General features: G+C 46.4%; 18 protein-coding genes. 2 read left to right on the top strand and 16 right to left on the bottom strand.

Annotated features, from left to right (window positions below; translation table 11 throughout):
• Positions 1–4 precede the first annotated feature (4 nt).
• From argB to NIES208_RS12455, 3 genes are all read right to left on the bottom strand, one after another.
• Entirely contained in the window at positions 5–919 is a 915-nt protein-coding gene (argB, locus tag NIES208_RS12465; protein WP_075893240.1) for an acetylglutamate kinase, read from the bottom strand.
• A 141-nt stretch (positions 920–1,060) separates the two neighbouring features.
• Positions 1,061–1,621 carry a shikimate kinase gene (locus NIES208_RS12460; RefSeq protein WP_075893238.1) on the bottom strand — a complete coding sequence of 187 codons (561 nt, stop codon included), beginning with the start codon at positions 1,619–1,621 and terminating at the stop codon, positions 1,061–1,063.
• Between the two features lie 149 nt (positions 1,622–1,770).
• Positions 1,771–2,526 carry a hypothetical protein gene (locus NIES208_RS12455; RefSeq protein WP_075893236.1) on the bottom strand — a complete coding sequence of 252 codons (756 nt, stop codon included), beginning with the start codon at positions 2,524–2,526 and terminating at the stop codon, positions 1,771–1,773.
• A gap of 115 nt (positions 2,527–2,641) precedes the next feature.
• On the opposite strand from NIES208_RS12455, the gene NIES208_RS18630 reads away from it, so the two are divergent.
• Positions 2,642–2,884, top strand: coding sequence for a hypothetical protein (locus NIES208_RS18630; protein ID WP_139325053.1), 243 nt, complete (start codon positions 2,642–2,644; stop codon positions 2,882–2,884).
• On the opposite strand, the gene NIES208_RS12450 is transcribed toward NIES208_RS18630, so the two are convergent.
• The 3 genes from NIES208_RS12450 to NIES208_RS12440 all read right to left on the bottom strand — a co-directional run bounded on the left by NIES208_RS12450 (position 2,853) and on the right by NIES208_RS12440 (position 5,172).
• A complete protein-coding gene (locus NIES208_RS12450; RefSeq protein ID WP_075893264.1) occupies positions 2,853–4,190 on the bottom strand; it encodes a histidine phosphatase family protein in 1,338 nt (445 codons plus the stop codon). The genes NIES208_RS18630 and NIES208_RS12450 overlap by 32 nt on opposite strands.
• A 197-nt stretch (positions 4,191–4,387) precedes the next feature.
• A complete protein-coding gene (locus NIES208_RS12445) occupies positions 4,388–4,621 on the bottom strand; it encodes a hypothetical protein (protein WP_075893234.1) in 234 nt (77 codons plus the stop codon).
• Positions 4,622–4,734: 113 nt separating this feature from the next.
• A complete protein-coding gene (locus tag NIES208_RS12440; RefSeq protein ID WP_075893262.1) occupies positions 4,735–5,172 on the bottom strand; it encodes a thiol-disulfide oxidoreductase DCC family protein in 438 nt (145 codons plus the stop codon).
• 70 nt (positions 5,173–5,242) lie between these two features.
• Here NIES208_RS12440 and NIES208_RS12435 point away from each other — a divergent pair, with 70 nt between their 5' ends.
• A complete protein-coding gene (locus tag NIES208_RS12435) occupies positions 5,243–5,803 on the top strand; it encodes a pyridoxamine 5'-phosphate oxidase family protein (protein ID WP_075893232.1) in 561 nt (186 codons plus the stop codon).
• Here NIES208_RS12435 and NIES208_RS12430 read toward each other — a convergent pair.
• The 10 genes from NIES208_RS12430 to gghA form a co-directional block, all read right to left on the bottom strand.
• A complete protein-coding gene (locus NIES208_RS12430) occupies positions 5,800–6,666 on the bottom strand; it encodes a carbohydrate ABC transporter permease (protein WP_075893230.1) in 867 nt (288 codons plus the stop codon). The genes NIES208_RS12435 and NIES208_RS12430 overlap by 4 nt on opposite strands.
• 48 nt (positions 6,667–6,714) lie before the next feature.
• The gene (locus tag NIES208_RS12425; protein WP_075893228.1) at positions 6,715–6,924 is read right to left on the bottom strand and encodes a hypothetical protein; all 210 of its coding nucleotides are present in this window, start codon (positions 6,922–6,924) and stop codon (positions 6,715–6,717) included.
• A 46-nt stretch (positions 6,925–6,970) separates the two neighbouring features.
• The gene (locus NIES208_RS12420; RefSeq protein ID WP_075893226.1) at positions 6,971–7,402 is read right to left on the bottom strand and encodes a type II toxin-antitoxin system VapC family toxin; all 432 of its coding nucleotides are present in this window, start codon (positions 7,400–7,402) and stop codon (positions 6,971–6,973) included.
• Positions 7,399–7,659 (bottom strand): hypothetical protein, encoded by a 261-nt coding sequence (locus NIES208_RS12415; RefSeq protein ID WP_075893224.1) that lies wholly within the window; start codon positions 7,657–7,659, stop codon positions 7,399–7,401. The genes NIES208_RS12420 and NIES208_RS12415 overlap by 4 nt, the downstream gene beginning before the upstream one ends.
• A gap of 75 nt (positions 7,660–7,734) precedes the next feature.
• Positions 7,735–8,712: a carbohydrate ABC transporter permease gene (locus NIES208_RS12410; RefSeq protein WP_075893222.1), complete on the bottom strand. Its 978-nt coding sequence runs from the start codon at positions 8,710–8,712 to the stop codon at positions 7,735–7,737.
• A 152-nt stretch (positions 8,713–8,864) separates the two neighbouring features.
• Entirely contained in the window at positions 8,865–10,178 is a 1,314-nt protein-coding gene (locus NIES208_RS12405; RefSeq protein ID WP_084176621.1) for an ABC transporter substrate-binding protein, read from the bottom strand.
• Positions 10,179–10,269: 91 nt separating this feature from the next.
• On the bottom strand, positions 10,270–11,358 hold the full coding sequence (locus tag NIES208_RS12400) for an ABC transporter ATP-binding protein (protein WP_075893218.1): 1,089 nt from the start codon (positions 11,356–11,358) through the stop codon (positions 10,270–10,272).
• A 30-nt stretch (positions 11,359–11,388) separates the two neighbouring features.
• Positions 11,389–12,636, bottom strand: coding sequence for a glucosylglycerol 3-phosphatase (gene stpA / locus NIES208_RS12395; protein ID WP_075893216.1), 1,248 nt, complete (start codon positions 12,634–12,636; stop codon positions 11,389–11,391).
• Between the two features lie 87 nt (positions 12,637–12,723).
• Positions 12,724–14,232, bottom strand: a complete 1,509-nt coding sequence (glpK, locus tag NIES208_RS12390) for a glycerol kinase GlpK (RefSeq protein ID WP_075893214.1) — start codon at positions 14,230–14,232, stop codon at positions 12,724–12,726.
• Between the two features lie 102 nt (positions 14,233–14,334).
• Complete coding sequence (gene gghA, locus NIES208_RS12385; protein WP_075893212.1) at positions 14,335–16,695, bottom strand: glucosylglycerol hydrolase; 2,361 nt, start codon at positions 16,693–16,695, stop codon at positions 14,335–14,337.
• Positions 16,696–16,698: the final 3 nt, after the last annotated feature.

Genomic DNA, 16,698 nt, shown 5'->3' with positions numbered 1-16,698 from the left:
TAATCTATTCTTTGAAAGGCGAAAATGGCGTGGCATACACATGATCCGACGCAACGATCATAGTGCCAATACCATCATTCGTAAAAATCTCTAGCAATAAAGCATGGGGAATACGCCCATCAATAATATGAGCCGCCTTTACCCCTTGCGCCAGCGATCGCACACAGCAAGAAACCTTCGGAATCATCCCACCACCCACAACACCAGAATCAATGAGTGCCCGTGCCTCCTGGAGATTAACCTTCGGAATGAGCGTCGCCGGATCGTGATAATCCCGAAGAATCCCCGCCGTATCAGTCAGTAAAATTAATTTTTCAGCCCCGAGCGCTGCGGCTAATTCCCCGGCAACAGTATCAGCATTAATATTATGAGCTTGACCTGTTTCATCCGCTGCCACACTAGAGATCACAGGAACATAGCCATTCTCAACAAGAGATTTGATTAGCTTAGTATCAATGCTCGTCACCTCACCGACAAAACCTACCCCTTCCTTTCCCACAGGGCGCGCTTGGATCATTTTGCCATCTTTACCACATAGACCAACGGCGGAAGCACCGGCTTGATTAATTAAAGAAACAATTTCTTTATTCACACGACCAACAAGCACCATCTCCACCACATCCATGGTGTCAGCGTCAGTGACCCGCAAACCATCCTTAAACTGAGGCTCAATATTAAGTTTACTTAGCCATGTGTTAATTTCGGGGCCACCACCATGAACCACCACAGGGCGAACACCAATACAAGCGAGAAAAACGATATCACGAATCACTTTATCCTTGAGAGTACTATCTTTCATTGCCGCGCCGCCGTATTTCACCACAACGGTACGTCCGGCAAATTGCTGCATGTAGGGCAGGGCTTCACTAAGAATCCGCACTCGAGTGGCTTCCGCTTCTCTGATATATTCGCTTTCCATGAATGATTGGCTGTACTAACTAGGTAAAAAATAAATAAGCTGCTTGGTATTTTACGGGATGGGCGATCGCCCCATCTGTTAAAGATGTGTAATCTCGTCAATTTTTGATGAAATTCATCACAGCAATCAAATTAAGAGTGCCTAGTTGTTCTCACCAATGATTTGCGGTGGTTTACGCAGCACAGAGGGAATGGTGGCAATGATGTCTTCTGCCACAGCGCGGGGTGGCCGAGCAGTACTAATCGAAAAATGTAAATCGGCTTCTTGATACAGCGATCGCCGTTCATTGAGCAGTTGACTCAGTTTGGTTTCAAGGTCGACATTACGCAATAGCGGCCGTTTCGTATCGCTGCGTAAACGATCCATAAGTAATGGCATGGGCACATCGAGCCAGATCGTTAAACCTTGGCGGAGATAATACCAATTATCCTTGGACAAAATAATACCGCCGCCCGTCGCCACAACGGTACGGGTTTGTACCGCAATTTTGCCCAGCACTTGGGTTTCAAGTTTACGGAATTCCGGTTCGCCCATCTCAGCAAAAATGTCACTAATTGAAGCGCCTGCAAGCTGCTCAATAATGTCGTCAGAATCTAGAACGCGGTAGTTCATAATCTCCGCAATAATCTTGGCGAGGGTACTTTTCCCCGTGCCCATCATGCCGACGAGGTAAATATTTAATCCTTTGAGCAAATCTTCCATCGATTAACTTAAAATCCGTTCAGACTTATTTATCTTAGGATGCTTCGTGAATCTCTGATGGGGTTTGTGATCTTTGTTTGGTAGAAGAGCATAGTGTTGGCATAATAATTGGCGATCGCCGCATCACCCCTTGAAAATCACTACAGCCATCAAGAAAAACGGCTAGCCGCTAAATCCGTTTCAGCTAAATGAGCCATTTCCTTCTGCTGAAACAGAGTAGACAACTCTTGGATTCGTCGTTGTAGAGCATGGATTTCCCGCTCCTTTTCAGACTGAATATCATTTAGCTCTGTTTGGCACGCATTCACATTGTCCCTTTGCACAGAAATTTCTAAATTAAGTTTTTGCTTGCGCTCCTCTAACTGCCCAATTTCCCGTTTAATTTTTTCTATTTCCTGATAGAGTCGGCTTTCCTCACGTTTTTCCGCATCTAGCAGAGCAGATAAATCCCTCAATTTTTGATTTTCAATCTCTAGAGATTGTTGATAGGGAATCACAGATTCATTAAGCTGGGAAATCCGTTTATGGAGCTTTTGTAAAAACACCTCCGAGGCCTTTACCCTAAGGGTTTGATTTTGACTTTTAGAAAGTCTTTCTAGCCATTGTTCGTCACCATTTTTGTAGAGAAAATCCAGAAAATCTTGCTGTAAAAATAAATATTCCTGTTCTGCTTCGATCAGCGTAATAATCCAATCCTTGTAGTCAGCTTGGTGATTCCATAGCTCAGCAAGGGCAAGCAACCTAACACTGACTCGATTCGTTCTATCTAAAACAAAACGCTTGACTATTTCTAATCCAATTTCGTCACAGTCTAGAAGTTCTTTGATGGCAACGGTTTTATTGATACTAGAATCTTTTTCATATAAAACAGCAATATTTTTGTTGAAGTCAGAGATATTTTCCATAAATCAAAAACAATATTAAATAATAATTTTGTCGGGGTATATGGGAATCAGCCTCACACCTCAAATATCCTCCCATGGTTGGCCTCAGAGGTGGATTATTTCTGAGAAAGTGTTTATGAAAAAACCACCGACAATGACTGTCACCCTAGTCCCATGGGAAAAATATTTATCAGGCACAGTGAGGAACGCTGGAAGAATCAAATTAATGACTGTCGCCCTAGTCCCATGGGAAAAATATTTATTTCACATTAGGGGCGATCGCCCCTTTATTTGTTGTTTTTTTTATCTACTCATTTTTACAGCGCACCAGTTTACAGCGCACCAGCTTACAGCGCACCAGCAGCAGTTTTATCGATGACCCCAAAACCTAGATGAGAAGTAATATTCATCGCCTGCACAATCGGTTCACTATCAGCACCCTTGAGGTAATCAATGACCGTCACCGCACAATTTCCCTGTTTAATCGCCCAAATATCTTTAGGTTGCAGACCCATCAAACGACAAAGAATCACCTTATTAATCGCATCATGGGCAACAACAATGCCCACTTGGTTAGGCTTCGCCGCATATCTTTCGATAATTTCATCCCAAGCCCTATTGGCACGCTCCCAAACCCCTTGGATATTTTCCCCCTCAGGCATTTGCACCGTTTCGGGAGTGGTTTGCCATTCTTCGAGCATACCGGGGAAACCCGCTTCAATTTCTGCTTCTAGCTTGCCTTCCCAGAGACCATGACCAATTTCGATCAGTTCATCATGGGTGTCAAGGGGAATATCACCGTGGGCTTGGAGGATAATTTCGGCGGTTTCCTTCGGACGGCTCAAAGAACTACTCATGGCAAAATGCAACTCGACATCTTTGAGAAATGCCTGTGCCTTGGCGGCTTGGGCGCGACCATTATCGTTGAGGGGAATATCTTTAGAGCCTTGGAAACGACCTTCTTTATTCCAGTTGGTTTCGCCGTGGCGCACTAACAAAATCCGTAGACCTTCATGGCCGGGACGGAAAGAGGGAATTTTTACGCCGAGATGTTCGGTTTGGTTGAGGGATTCGTATTGAACTGTTTCGCCTAGACCGCCTTTGAAATTAATGACGTTAATGCAGCAGTTGGATTGTTGGATGCCTTGATATTTGCTGGGGTCAATGCCGGAGGCACTCATGATTAGGCAACGGTTAATGCCATTGTGGGCAACGATGAGAATGGTTTCGTCTTTGTGTTTAGCTAGAATTTCTTGCCAGAAACCCTTGGCTTGTTCATAGAGACTTCTCACGGGGTAATGCTCTGTGCCGTCGGGGAGAATCATGCAAAATTCAGCGGGCTTTTCGTGCCAGAGACGGTATTCTTCTGGAAATTTTTCGGCAACTTCAGTTTTGGGCATTTTTTCCCAGTTGGGCAAATCAATTTCCCGTAATCCTTCGGCGGGGACTGGTGCGGGATTACCCTCGCCAAGTTGAGCATGAATTGTTTGGGCGGTTTGGGTTGCGCGTTGGAGGGGGCTGCAATAGATGGCGGCGAAGTTGATGCCGTTGAGGGTTTTACCTACGGTTGTGGCATCGGCGATCCCTTTGTCGGTGAGTACTGATTCGTCACAACGTCCTTGGATCATTTTGAGAGCGTTGTAAGTACTTTGTCCGTGACGCACGATAATGACGCGAGTTGCCACCTTGGTTGCCTCCAATTTTTGCTGATTTGCCGGGCAGATTTTTTGCCTACATCATAGTATCGGATGATTGACCGTCAGTTTTCCTCCAAGGGAATTTCAGTCGATTTATCATAACGAAACCCTTCAGATATGTTGTGAAGGGTTCTAAATACTTCTCTGCTTCTAAAGAAAGACTCAATTGTGATGGATCTGTTTAATTACAGTTTTTCATTTAATCGACGAATTTGCAGTGGCAGCTTAATTGCTTTCTTGGCATCAGCATCTCCTTGTTTCGCAAGAGACTCGAGTTGGGAAAATGTATTTCCACCAACGCTTTTCGGAAATGCATATTGGATTTTGGAAAAATCGGCTTTTTTATGAACCTGACGTAATTCGTCCCAGCTGTAGTCGCCACCGTATTTGTTGATGAGTTCTTGGGCTTGTCTTCCCATGATGTTTCTCCTGAGGTTGTCAATAAAAACGAGTAAATAAGTCAGTAGACTTAACTCTTATTGATTTATCGTTGACAAAATAAAAAGTTATGCAATTGTTAATAGTTGAATTTTTAGGGAAGAAATGGCGATCGCCCGTCAAAGGTCATGGTGCGACAAGCGGTTTGTCCAAACCAGTTATAACGATTGGTTGCAACGATACTGTAGACGAAATCTCGAAAGCTCACAGGTAAGGGTTGCGTTAAAGCAAAAATTGACCAAATGCCGCCGAGTTCTTTACAGATTTCAATGCAGGCTTCGGACGCGAAATAGGTTTTCTTGCCCTCAAAATAGGCGATCGCCCAGTCTTCTTGTTGAGGGGGCAGAGGTGGTAAATATTGCTTGGCGGTGGAACCTTGGAGGGGAGCGAGATAGAATTTTTGCTCGTAGTCAATCTTCAGCATAAAGTCCACAAAACCATTGCAGAGATTGCATTCACCATCGAAAAAAATAATGGGTTTATCGATTTTGACATCGATGATACTTTCGGCTGGGGCGGGATAAACGGCCATAAATTTCGCTACAAACTCGCTACAGTAAAGATTAATCAGGATCGTAACAAAGTTTTTTAGTTTGAATTCCATGTCGAAACCGCAAATCGCGACAGCAGCTAATGGGTGGGTGAATACCGCTGAGTCGGAAAGCTTGGAAAGTACTGGGGCGATCGCCCTTGCTGCTTCTTTAATTTCTGAACAAATTTATTGCACTTTAGCGACAGCTTCTATTGGCGGAATACCTTGGTCAACACCTCTGTTTTACGTGTTTGATCAGGAATTGAATCTTTACTGGTCTTCGGCGATCGCCGCCCAACATTCCCAAAATTTAGCGCAAAATGAAGGGCGATCATTCATCACTCTATACGATGTGGCAAAGGTGAAAGCAGTGTATTTTTCGGGGTTTGCGACGGAATTAAATGGCGAAATGGCAGCACAAAATATTCTCAAACTTTTTGACCAACGCGCCAAACGTCCCAATCCTCGCCTCGCCAAAGATTATTTAGGGCAGTCTTGTCGCCGGATGTATAAATTTACTCCCGAAAAAGTCTGGGTGACAGGCGATCGCCTCACAGTTGATGAGCAATTAGTCGATACGAAAATTCAGCTCAATCTCAATTCTCTCAAAGCAATTTTTCATAAGGCTTAAGATTTCACAGAACCCGCCAAAATACCGCGCACAAAATACCGTTGCAGCCCAAAGAAAACCATCAGCGGCACAGTCATTGAAATAAACGCCCCTGCCGTTAAAAGATGCCAATCTTGCCCACGGGAACCGACGAGGTTTGTGAGCTGGATCGTGACTGGCGCAACGTCTGGCGTACCACCGAGATAAACCAATGCGATCAGCAAATCGTTCCACACCCAGAGAAATTGAAAGACCGCAAAGGAGGCGATCGCCGGCATCGAGAGGGGCACAATTAATTTCGTAAAAATCTTCAGATGGGATGCACCATCCACCTGAGCCGCTTCGATCAAATCCTTCGGTAATGCGCCGATATAGTTGCGCAACAGATAAATGCCGAGGGGCAAACCATAACCGGTGTGCGCCAGCCAAATTCCCAGAAAACTATTGGACAATCCCCAATCTCGATACACGCGCAATACGGGAATCAGCGTCGTTTGGAGCGGCACAACCAGCAGACAAACCACCAAAATAAACAGCAATTGTCGCCCCGGAAATTTCATCCAAGCAAAGGCATAGGCTGCAAAACAGGCGATCGCAATGGGAATAATGGTGGCGGGAATGGAGATAGTCAGACTATTTAAAAATGACTGCCCCATCCCCTGGGAATTGATCACGTCGATGTAGTTGCCGAGGTGATATTGCGTCAGTTCAAAGGGATGTTGAAAGACTGTCCACCAACCCGTCGTCAGCATGTCGTCCCGTTTGCGGAGGGAACTGATCAGCAAACCGACACTGGGTAATGTCCACAAAAAGGCGATCGCCACAATCGCGATATGAATGGGCATTTTCTGCCAAAAGGCTTGTTTTTGCTTAACTGCTGCCATGACGATAAAGGTTGAAATTGCTGAATTTATGGATTAGCTGGGAAATGATTACGAAGTTGCAAAAAGCGAAATAGCACTGTCCGGGACTTGAATCGGTGCAAAATAATTTGCAGGATAAAGATAATCCTTGCCAGACTCATCAATAATTCTGAGAAAGTTTTTTGTCTGAGCTTGAGCATCCTCAATAGTTTGATAAATTTTCCGTGGCTCAAGGGATGCTGCATAGTTCTCGTTTTTTAAGCACAAAACAAACTTCATTATTCCTCCTCGTAGAAATGTTTTATTTTATTCAACATCAATAAAATCACGGTGATCGCGCAATAGATTGAATATCGTCGCCCAAACGAACAAAATGTTTGAGATTAAGAGTGAGAAGTACATCGGCTTTTATCTTTAATGCAGCTTCGGCAATAATTGCGTCGAAAATTCCGCCGCCAGTAATATTTAACTGAGCAACTCGTCCTAAAATCCGAAAGTAATCAGGGCTATCTAAAGAGACAAAAGTGAATTGCTGGAGATTAGTTGTGATTAGATATTGGGCTTGTTTAGAGGAAATAGGAGTAGGAAGAGGAATGCGAGTCAAAACACTATAAATTTCACTCAGAGAATGCGTGGAAAGATAACCTTGAATCTCATTATTTTTTGTTTTTTCGAGCCATGGTAAAGCGAGTTTGTGATGAGAGTGATGCTTGAGAAACGAAGCAACCACGATATTGGTATCAAATAAAACCTTCATAGCTCCATAATTTGCTGAAGACGTTCTTCTCTAGAAATTTCCACCCAATCCGTTTTGTCTAAATTAACATCGTATGCTTCTTTAATGATGAGTAAACCATTGGTCTCTTCGAAGGGACTCAAGTCAACAGAGTCAAGCGGGACGGCAGTAAGCTCTAAAGATTGGTGCTGGTTTTGTTGCCAAAATTGCCACAGAACTTGAAGGCTATTTTCGTCAGCACTATCGATAATTTGATGGAGTTTTTCTTTAAGTGTCATTACGCTTTTCCAAACACGTTTTTTAGGCAATGTTTCTAATTCAGAGTGGCATACTCATTTGAGCAGTGAACGTCATTAACGCAGTTTTTCTTGGGTACGAAACCGACGAATATTACCAATCATCACGGGGATAATCAGGATTAATAAAATCACGGCGATCGCCGACCCACGCCCAAAGTTGCGGAAGTTAAACATTTCTTTGATCATACGACTGGCAATCACCTCTGTGCCTTGGTTACCGCCTGTCATCACAAAGACAATATCGAAAACTTTTAATACCAAAATCACCACCGTGGTACTGACCACAAGAATGGTGGAGCGAATCATCGGGATGGTGATGCGAAAGAAAATTTGCCAACTATTTGCCCCGTCAATTTTTGCGGCTTCGATCACATCTTCGGGAATGCCTTTCACTGCTGCTGAGAGGATCACCATACAAAATCCGGTGTACAGCCAAATCATGATGGCAATTAGGGCAAAATTGTTGACTGACCTTTCCACCAGCCAGCCCACGGGCTCAAAGCCTAAACTCACCACCACGGCATTGAGTAAACCGATTTGGGCATCGCCGGCGGGTTTGTAGGCGTAGATAAATTTCCAGATGACGCTTGCCCCCACAAAGGAAATCGCCATGGGGAGAAAGATCAGAGATTTGGCGATCGCCTCGTACTTCACCTTATCCACGAGCACCGCGATAATTAAGCCCAAACTGACGCTAATGCCCGTCACCAACACTAGCCACAGCAAATTATTCCTGAAAGCCACCCGCATCGACTGATCGGTAAAGGCAAAGATGTAGTTTTTTAGCCCGACAAAATTCTGCGATCGCCCATCAAAAAAACTTAGGTAAATGGTTTGAATGGTGGGCAAAATCAAATAGCCCGACAGCAATGCCAACGCTGGTGAAATATAGACCCAAGGCAACAGACGATTATTCCACGGTTTCGGCAACGCATTAATCGCTAAATTTGCGCCATAAAATAGCCCAATTACGCCGCCACATCCGAGGGCGATCGCCAACACCACTGAGCCAATTCGATACAAAATTTCCATTATTCCCCCCAATTCAATTGTTCATAAAATGAACCATTTCGGATAAAAACGCCTTAACTAAATTCCCCTCTTGGGAGGGGATTAAGGGGTGGGTTTCCGTAGACTATCGCAACCCCTTCCGCCTTCGGCACCTTCCCCAAGGAAGGATTGATTTACTCTGGCCAACTGTCTTCAATGTTCTGTAAAACCGTGTCTGCATCCGTGCCGCCGACATAGTCCACCATGCCCGACCAGAATGTGCCAGTTCCCACCGCACCGGGCATCATATCCGACGCATCAAACCGAATGACATCGGCATTATCAAGAATTTCTGCCTGCACCCGCGTCAAATCATCAGGGTAAAGGGCTGGGTCAATATCCTTGCGGGGAGAAATATAACCACCCAGCTCTGCGGCAACTTCGTGGGGAATTTTTGTGGTGAGGTATTCCATCAACTGTCGCGCTTCGGGGGTGTCGTTAAACATGCCAAACACATCTCCAGCAACCAACACAGGCAAGCCATATGCAGGGTCAATACTCGGCAGAGGAAAAATTCCCACTTCGCTAGCGGTGTCGATGTCTTCCGGCAAAAATGCGGCGATAAAATTGCCCTGTTTGTGGAGGTAACAATTCGGTTCTTCGCCAAATAAACCCCGAATCGAATCCCCAAAAGGCGTACTCAAAGCACCCACCATGCCGCCGTAAATATACTCCTCATTGCGGGCAATCTCACCGAATTTATCCACGGCATTTTTCACCGCCGGATCATTAAACGGAATTTCGTGGCTAATCCATTGGTCATAGGTTTCCGGGGAAGCTGTTCGCAGCATAATTTCCTCTACCCAGTCCGTACCAACCCAACCCGTTGCATCGCCACTTTCCATACCCAGACACCAAGGGGTTTTTCCTTCGGATACGATTTGGTCACTCAATGCCAGCATTTCGTCCCATGACATCGGCACTTCATAACCATTCGCGTCGAACTGCTCAGGGTTGTACCACACCAAACTTTTCACAGAGGCACGATACCAAGCACCGTAGACATCACCGTCCACTGTCCCCAAATCAATCCATGCCTGATCATAGGCGGCGGCTAGCTCTTCCTCGGTCATAAATTCGGTGAGGGGAATCATCATGCCTTCGCGGGCAAAATCTGCCATCAAACCGGGTTGGGGAAACATGGCTAAGTCTGGTGGGCTACCGGAATCCACACGGATCGGTAGGGTTGTGGCGAAGGAATCTGTGCCTTCATAAACTACTTCAATGCCCGTTTCTTCGGTAAAGGGGGCAAGGGCGGCTTCAACTTTTTCTTGTTGTTCGCCGATCATCACGCCGAGAATTGTCACTTGGGGTTGATCATTTTCTCCGCCACCGCCACCGGCTTGATCTGCGGGTTGGCAACTAGCGAGGAGCATTGACCCAGCTAAAAGAGGCGTAAGGTATTTCGCTGTGGAGTTGAGCTGAAATTGAGAGAAGAAAGTTTTCATTGTGAGATTAAATTATGGAATTAAAAATTTAAATAAGGTTTTTTAAGGAAGTTTCAAAAAAAGATTTCTCTAACACGATAAGCGTAAATACTTAGGCTAGAACGGTTTCCATATCGCGATCAAAAAAGTACAGCCGCTCTGTATCGAATAGCCAAGATAGCTCTTGTCCTTCCGCCACCTCAGCACGAGGATCGATGCGCGCGACAAATTCGATGTTGTCAGAGGTTTGTAAATAGACGATGAGTTCGTTGCCCATCATTTCGATTAGGTTAACGATCGCCGAGATTTTGATGCTATGAATATCCGGCGGCAAATATTGGGGGTGGTAAATATTTTCGGGACGGATACCGAGGGTGACAGGATTATTACCAAGATTTACTGAGCTAGGCAGAGGAAGGGTTTGATCGCCAATTTTGAGGACAGGATTACCGGCTGCGGTGGTCTGCTCAATTTCAAAAAAGTTCATGGCTGGACTCCCGATAAAACTCGCCACAAATTTATTAGCGGGATTGTTATAGAGATTGGCGGGGCTATCGACTTGCTGCAAAATGCCGTCTTTCATCACGGCAATGCGATCGCCCATGGTCATGGCTTCTACTTGGTCGTGGGTGACGTAAATAAAAGTTGTTTTGAGATCATGTTGCAATTTACTAATTTCCTTCCGCGCCTGTACCCGCAATTTTGCGTCGAGGTTCGATAGGGGTTCATCCATCAGAAAAACCGCTGGTTGCCGCACGATCGCCCGCCCGACTGCCACTCGTTGCCGTTGGCCGCCGGATAATTCTTTGGGTTTACGGTGCAATAATGTTTCGATGCCAAGCTGCGCTGCGGCACTTTGGACTCGTTTTTTGATGTCGGCTTTGGAATTGCCCTGCAATTGCAAGCTAAAGGCCATATTTTCAAAGACGCTCATGTGGGGATACAGGGCGTAGGATTGGAACACCATCGCAATGTCACGATCTTTTGGGGACAGTTGATTTACGGGGCGATCGCCGATCCAGATGTTACCGGAGCTAATGGTTTCTAAGCCTGCTAATAGCCGCAATGACGTGGTTTTACCGCAGCCGGATGGCCCCACAAACACCAGAAATTCTCCATCGGCAATTTCTAAATTTAGGTTATTAACGGCGGTGTAGTCGCCAAATTGTTTGGTTACCTGTTCGAAGGTTACGCTTGCCATAGTCAGTTAACAGTTATCAGTGATCAGGTATCAGTGCTTCGCTTGGGTGCGTAAATTAGCGGCTTCTTGGAAAGCGGCGGTGTATTGCTGGAAGCCACCGGGGAATGCGATGTTGATCTGTAGGGGATCGGCGGGATCGGTTACGCCTGTTACGACTTTCATTTCGCCGTTAATTTCATCGAGGGTCAGGGGGATTCGGTTTTTTAGTTCGCCTTGGGAACTGTCGATGTATGTGACAAGATTACTGCTCTTTGCCCATGCGCCTATGTCTTGGATTAGTTGCAAAAATAGGCGATCGCTACCGCCGCGACGGATAGTATCGAGTTCGATTTGGCTGGTGATGGTATCGCCCACGCCAATGATTAGGGGCATCAAAGCTGGGTCGAAATTATCTTTTATGAGTTGCAATAACGCGCTATTTTCTTGGGGGGCTTGGCGAGCGTTAAACTCGGCACCGAGGGGATAGCTGCCCGTACGCTGATGATAATAATGGTTGAGCAACACTGGCACACCTGCTTCTTTGACCGCGCCGCGCAACATAAACTGGAAATCTGTTGTACCGGAATCGCTAGCTGTGGCAAACCGCACAATTTCTTTGCCGTTGTCGTCCCGCCCTAGGTTTGGGGCGTAATGGACGAAAAAGCTATTGTCTAAGTCTTGTGCTTTGGCTTTGTCTAAAAGGTCATCCATCAGGGCGGCGATCGCCTTTTGGAGTTGCAGGTAAATATCGAGATTGTCCTGCAAATGTTCTGCTAAAACATTGAGATTTGCCGTGGGAGAAACAAGGTTATCAAGTACTGCCGCCTGAACGAGCATCTTGCGTTTTGACTCGGCGAAATAGTCTGAATGCTCTTCAAAAAAAGTGGCTAAACTTTGCTCGATAAACATCGGCACCGAAGCCAAAAACGTAAGTTCGGCTTGGGTGACACCGGGATGGGAAATTTCGCCGTTACGGGTTTGCCACTGGACACCACCTGCCGCTAAACCGGGTAAATAGGAAACTTGATCACCATTACTAAAAGCTTTTTCAACGATACGGTTAACGCCCCGTCGTCCTTCGTGTTCACCATTGGTTAGCACGAAAAAATGGCTGTCAAATTGCTGGGTCGCACGGATATAGTCGGGGCTAATTTTGCGGGTGAGGGGATCTTTCACTAAACCCATACAAACGCCATCGAGGTCTTGGATGATTAGTAAATTTTCGGTGGTGGCGAGGGTTTTAATAAACGCCTCATGGTTAAGGGAGTAGGATTGCTCATGGAGCGGCGAGAAAATCATAAACCTCTGTGTAATCAATAATTGTGATGGGGAGCTCCCCCTAAATCCCCCTTAACACAGGGGGACTTTTCGCTAAATAAAAAAACGTTAAATCCAGTCTTTGGCGCGTTCCACGGCTTTTTGCCATGTCGCAAAGTTTGCTTGGGCGGCGGCGGCTCCGTTACCGGGGGTAAATACGCGATCAATTTGGCGATCGCCCACCAGTTTTTCGTAACTATCCCAGAAACCCACGGCTAAACCTGCGGCAAAAGCTGCGCCTTGGGCGGTGGCATCGAGCACGGCGGGACGTTCCACGGGAATCCCCAACACATCGGCTTGGAACTGCATCAAAAAATTGTTTTGGCAAGCACCGCCATCGACCTTAAGTTCTTTAATCGGTGTGCCGGAATCTTCATTAATCGCGTCAACTACTTCCTTGGCTTGGTAGGCGATCGCCTCCAGTACTGCGCGAACCATATGGGCTTTCCCAACGCCACGGGTAATCCCTAGAAATGCTCCCCTTGCCGCCATATCCCAGTGGGGCGCACCCAAACCGCTCAGGGCAGGCACAAAATATGCGCCGCCATTATCGGGCACAGACAAAGCAAGTCCTTCCGTTTCGCTGGCAGATTTAATAATTTCTAGACCATCCCGCAACCATTGGACACAAGCTCCAGCGGTAAACATGCTCCCCTCAAGGGCATAACCCACCTCGGTTTTCGTCTGATCGGCATTGAGCTGGGTGCAGGCAATGGTAGTTAACAGTTTGTGCTGGGATCGCGTAATTTGATCACCCGTGTGAGCCACTAAAAACGCCCCCGTGCCATAGGTACATTTCAACAAACCGGGGCGATCGCAACCATGGGCATAGAGGGCTGCCTGTTGATCCCCAAAGATGGCGGCAATGGGAATTTCTGCACCGAATAAAGCGGGATCGGTGTAACCAAAAACGCCTAAACTCGATTGCACCTTGGGCATCATTGACGCGGGAATTCCAAATAAATCCAGTAGTTCCGCATCCCAATTTTGCGTGTTGAGATTGAGTAACATTGTCCGGCTGGCGTTACTGTGATCCGTGGCGTGAACTTTGCCGCCAGTGAGATTCCACAAAGCCCAAGTGTCAACGGTTCCAGCAAGAACATGGTCTAAATTGATGTCACTATTTTTTTTCGCCCAATCCAATAACCAATTGAGTTTTGTCGCGGAGAAATAAGCGTCTAAGACTAAACCCGTTTTGTCGTAAATTGCACTGGCTTTGCCTGCTGCACTGAGTTTGCTACAAAAATCTGCGGTGCGGCGATCTTGCCACACAATGGCGTTGTGGAGGGGTTTGCCGGTGGTTTTATCCCAGAGTAAACAGGTCTCGCGCTGTACGGTCAGCCCAATGGAAGCAATCTCGGTGGGAGCAATATTATTTTCCCGCATCGCTTGCTGCATCACGGTTTGGGCATCTTGCCAAATATCCATCCCATCATGCTCAACCCAACCGGGCTGGGGATAATGCTGGGGTAATTCTTTGTAGGCTTGGGCAACGATGTCGCCGGCTGCGTTAAAAATGAGGGCTCGGTTACCAGTTGTGCCGAGATCTAACGCCATTACATATTTTGAGTTTGCCATTATTTCTCCCAAATCAAAGTTTTTTAGGTGATGTTAAAAAAAAGTGGTTTATAAAAAAGTTAGATATTGAAAAATTAGGTTATCAATGGGCGATCGCCGCCTCTAGGGTGGTTCCGTCGTAATGATAAAACCTTCACCATTACGCAGTTTGATGCGCTCTAGCTCGGTAGTCTCCACAATATCCAAACCCGGGGTGGCGATCGCCAAGTGCCATTGGGCGAGATCAAGACAGAGCCACGACCCTAGGGTGACAGTCATGGGTGCACCAGCCATATGGACAACCATAGCCAAACGCTCTTTGGTCACCGGATTTGTACGCATTCCATAGAAAACCGTGCGTTTATCATCGGACATATGGTGAAAGCGATCACCCTGCTCAAAGCAGAGATTTTGCTGTAGCCAAGGCTGATTTTTGCGATATTGCCGCAGTGCGTAGTTAAAATTGCAGCGATCGCGGGGTAAATTGTTGAAATAATGGTGCACTTGGGAAACAGCGTGGCCATCCTCCACAAAGGCTGTGGCAATGAGTTTTAGCTGCGTCACATCGAGATAACTGAGGCGCGGGTAATTCGGGGATAATTGCGCCCGACAAAACTCGGCAATTTTTTCGAGGTCGTAGTCTAAAGTGGCGATCGCCTTTTCAAAGGTTTTAAGTAAGTGGCGGGCTTGCTTCAGGGTGCGAAACCCAAACTCTTTTAAATGACGAAACGCCCAGGGCTGCTGGTACAGTTCCGGTGTCACTTGCCAGTAAAAAAAACCAATTTCCTCCGCCGCCACCTTCACCCCATAGTGATCATCCGTATTACGGAAAAAACCCCAAGGCGCATGCATTAGGGCATTAAGAAAGTCCATGGGAATACCCGGACTAAAGCCATAAATCCACAACTGGGTCGCAGGATTGTCATAGGCATTTCGTAAAATCTCCGGTAAAGTTTCCCCAAAATACTCATTAATACGCGTCGCCCTCGTATCAATTTGGTTGCCCTTGCGCACCGTATCGTGATTGGCATAGCCCGTAATCCAGCGATCGCCTTGCCACATCGTGCGGGAAACATCCCCCCATTTTTGTATCCAAAAGCCCTGTAATGTCGGCGTATTATGTTCAAAAATTAGCGGACTCCACTGAAAGCAATCCGGTTTTTGCTCGATTAGATCGCGATAGGTTGCCTTCAATTCCCAACCAGAGTTAGGCCAAGGTCGGCCGTCTTCGTAAATCGCTAAAATTTTGCGGCAATGTCCGCCGATTTCCTGCTTTACATCACCCATGGCGAGGAGAAAACCAGAGTCATAGTCGAGACGGCCTCGCTCATCTTTAATTTGAAAATCCTGCCCGCCATCCACGCGAATCCCATCGGCACCGAGATTAATTTTACGGCGCTCCAATTCCAGTAAAATAGCCCGCACCATGGGATGCTGCTGATTGGTATCCTGACCATACATATTATCGCCACGGCAAAATCGCGCATTAATCAGAAGTAGAGCCTGGTTATGGAGATGGCCATACACGAGGTCAAAAATGACTTGAATAGCACCTTGGGAAAAGTTGTGCACAGTGGCAATAAAATCGACAATTTCTGTCGGACGCAAACTACCCAGTTGGGACGGACTCACCGCCGCGGCTCCGATAATGGGGTCATCGTAGCCCCAATTTTTAACGTCAGGCTTACGGAGCTTAATGTGTAGATAGCGATTTGATGCCGACATCACCTGCCAAAAGCGTTGATTGATCAGTTCTCCTTCTGGCAAATACTCCACCGTTGGCTCAATGGGCAATAGTTCAATCGCGTCAAACCCCACATAATTTTTTTCGGCGGTGGTTAAAACTTGTTTGTTGGCCAGTTTTTGGGAAAGCTTTTGGTAAATGTGGGTCAACCCCTCAAAGGTGCCTTCTTTCGATGCTGTGCCCACATGAATTTGCAAAATATTTGTCGGCGGTTTTACAACGGCATTTGTTTGAAAATATTCAAGGTCACGGCGATCGCCCTGCAATTTCGCCATATTGTAAAGTTCTGCTGGCGCAAAAATTCCGTAGGGTAATGAATCGGCAAAAATATCGCGCACAATGTTTTCAGGAGTATCATCTTCTCCCTGTCGTAGCCAATAGAAAGCACCTGATTGGTGGCGATCGCCTGCCTGTAAACCCGCCACAACACCCCAGACAAACTCCCCTTGGCGAGGAAGATTTACCCGATCTAAACGACATTGGATCTCTTGATTTGCAAGGCGAAAATCAATGGCATTCAGCGGTGTAAAAACCTCCAGATAAAATGGCTCCCGACTCGCATCAGGCACCCAAAAACCAAACTCCGTTAGCCCGTCAGCCCGATAGTGAGCCCCTAATTTACGGGTAAGGTGCTGCGCCACTGCAAACACATCAGTACTGTTGTCCTCAATGTTTTTTGCCCAAGTTAATAGCTGTTGGGTTTGGTCGATAATTAATTTAAGTTGGGGGGAAATAGTCACTCA

The organism is [Limnothrix rosea] IAM M-220, from assembly GCF_001904615.1.
GTDB lineage: Bacteria > Cyanobacteriota > Cyanobacteriia > Cyanobacteriales > MRBY01 > MRBY01.
This window is presented reverse-complemented; position numbering and strand designations above follow the sequence as displayed.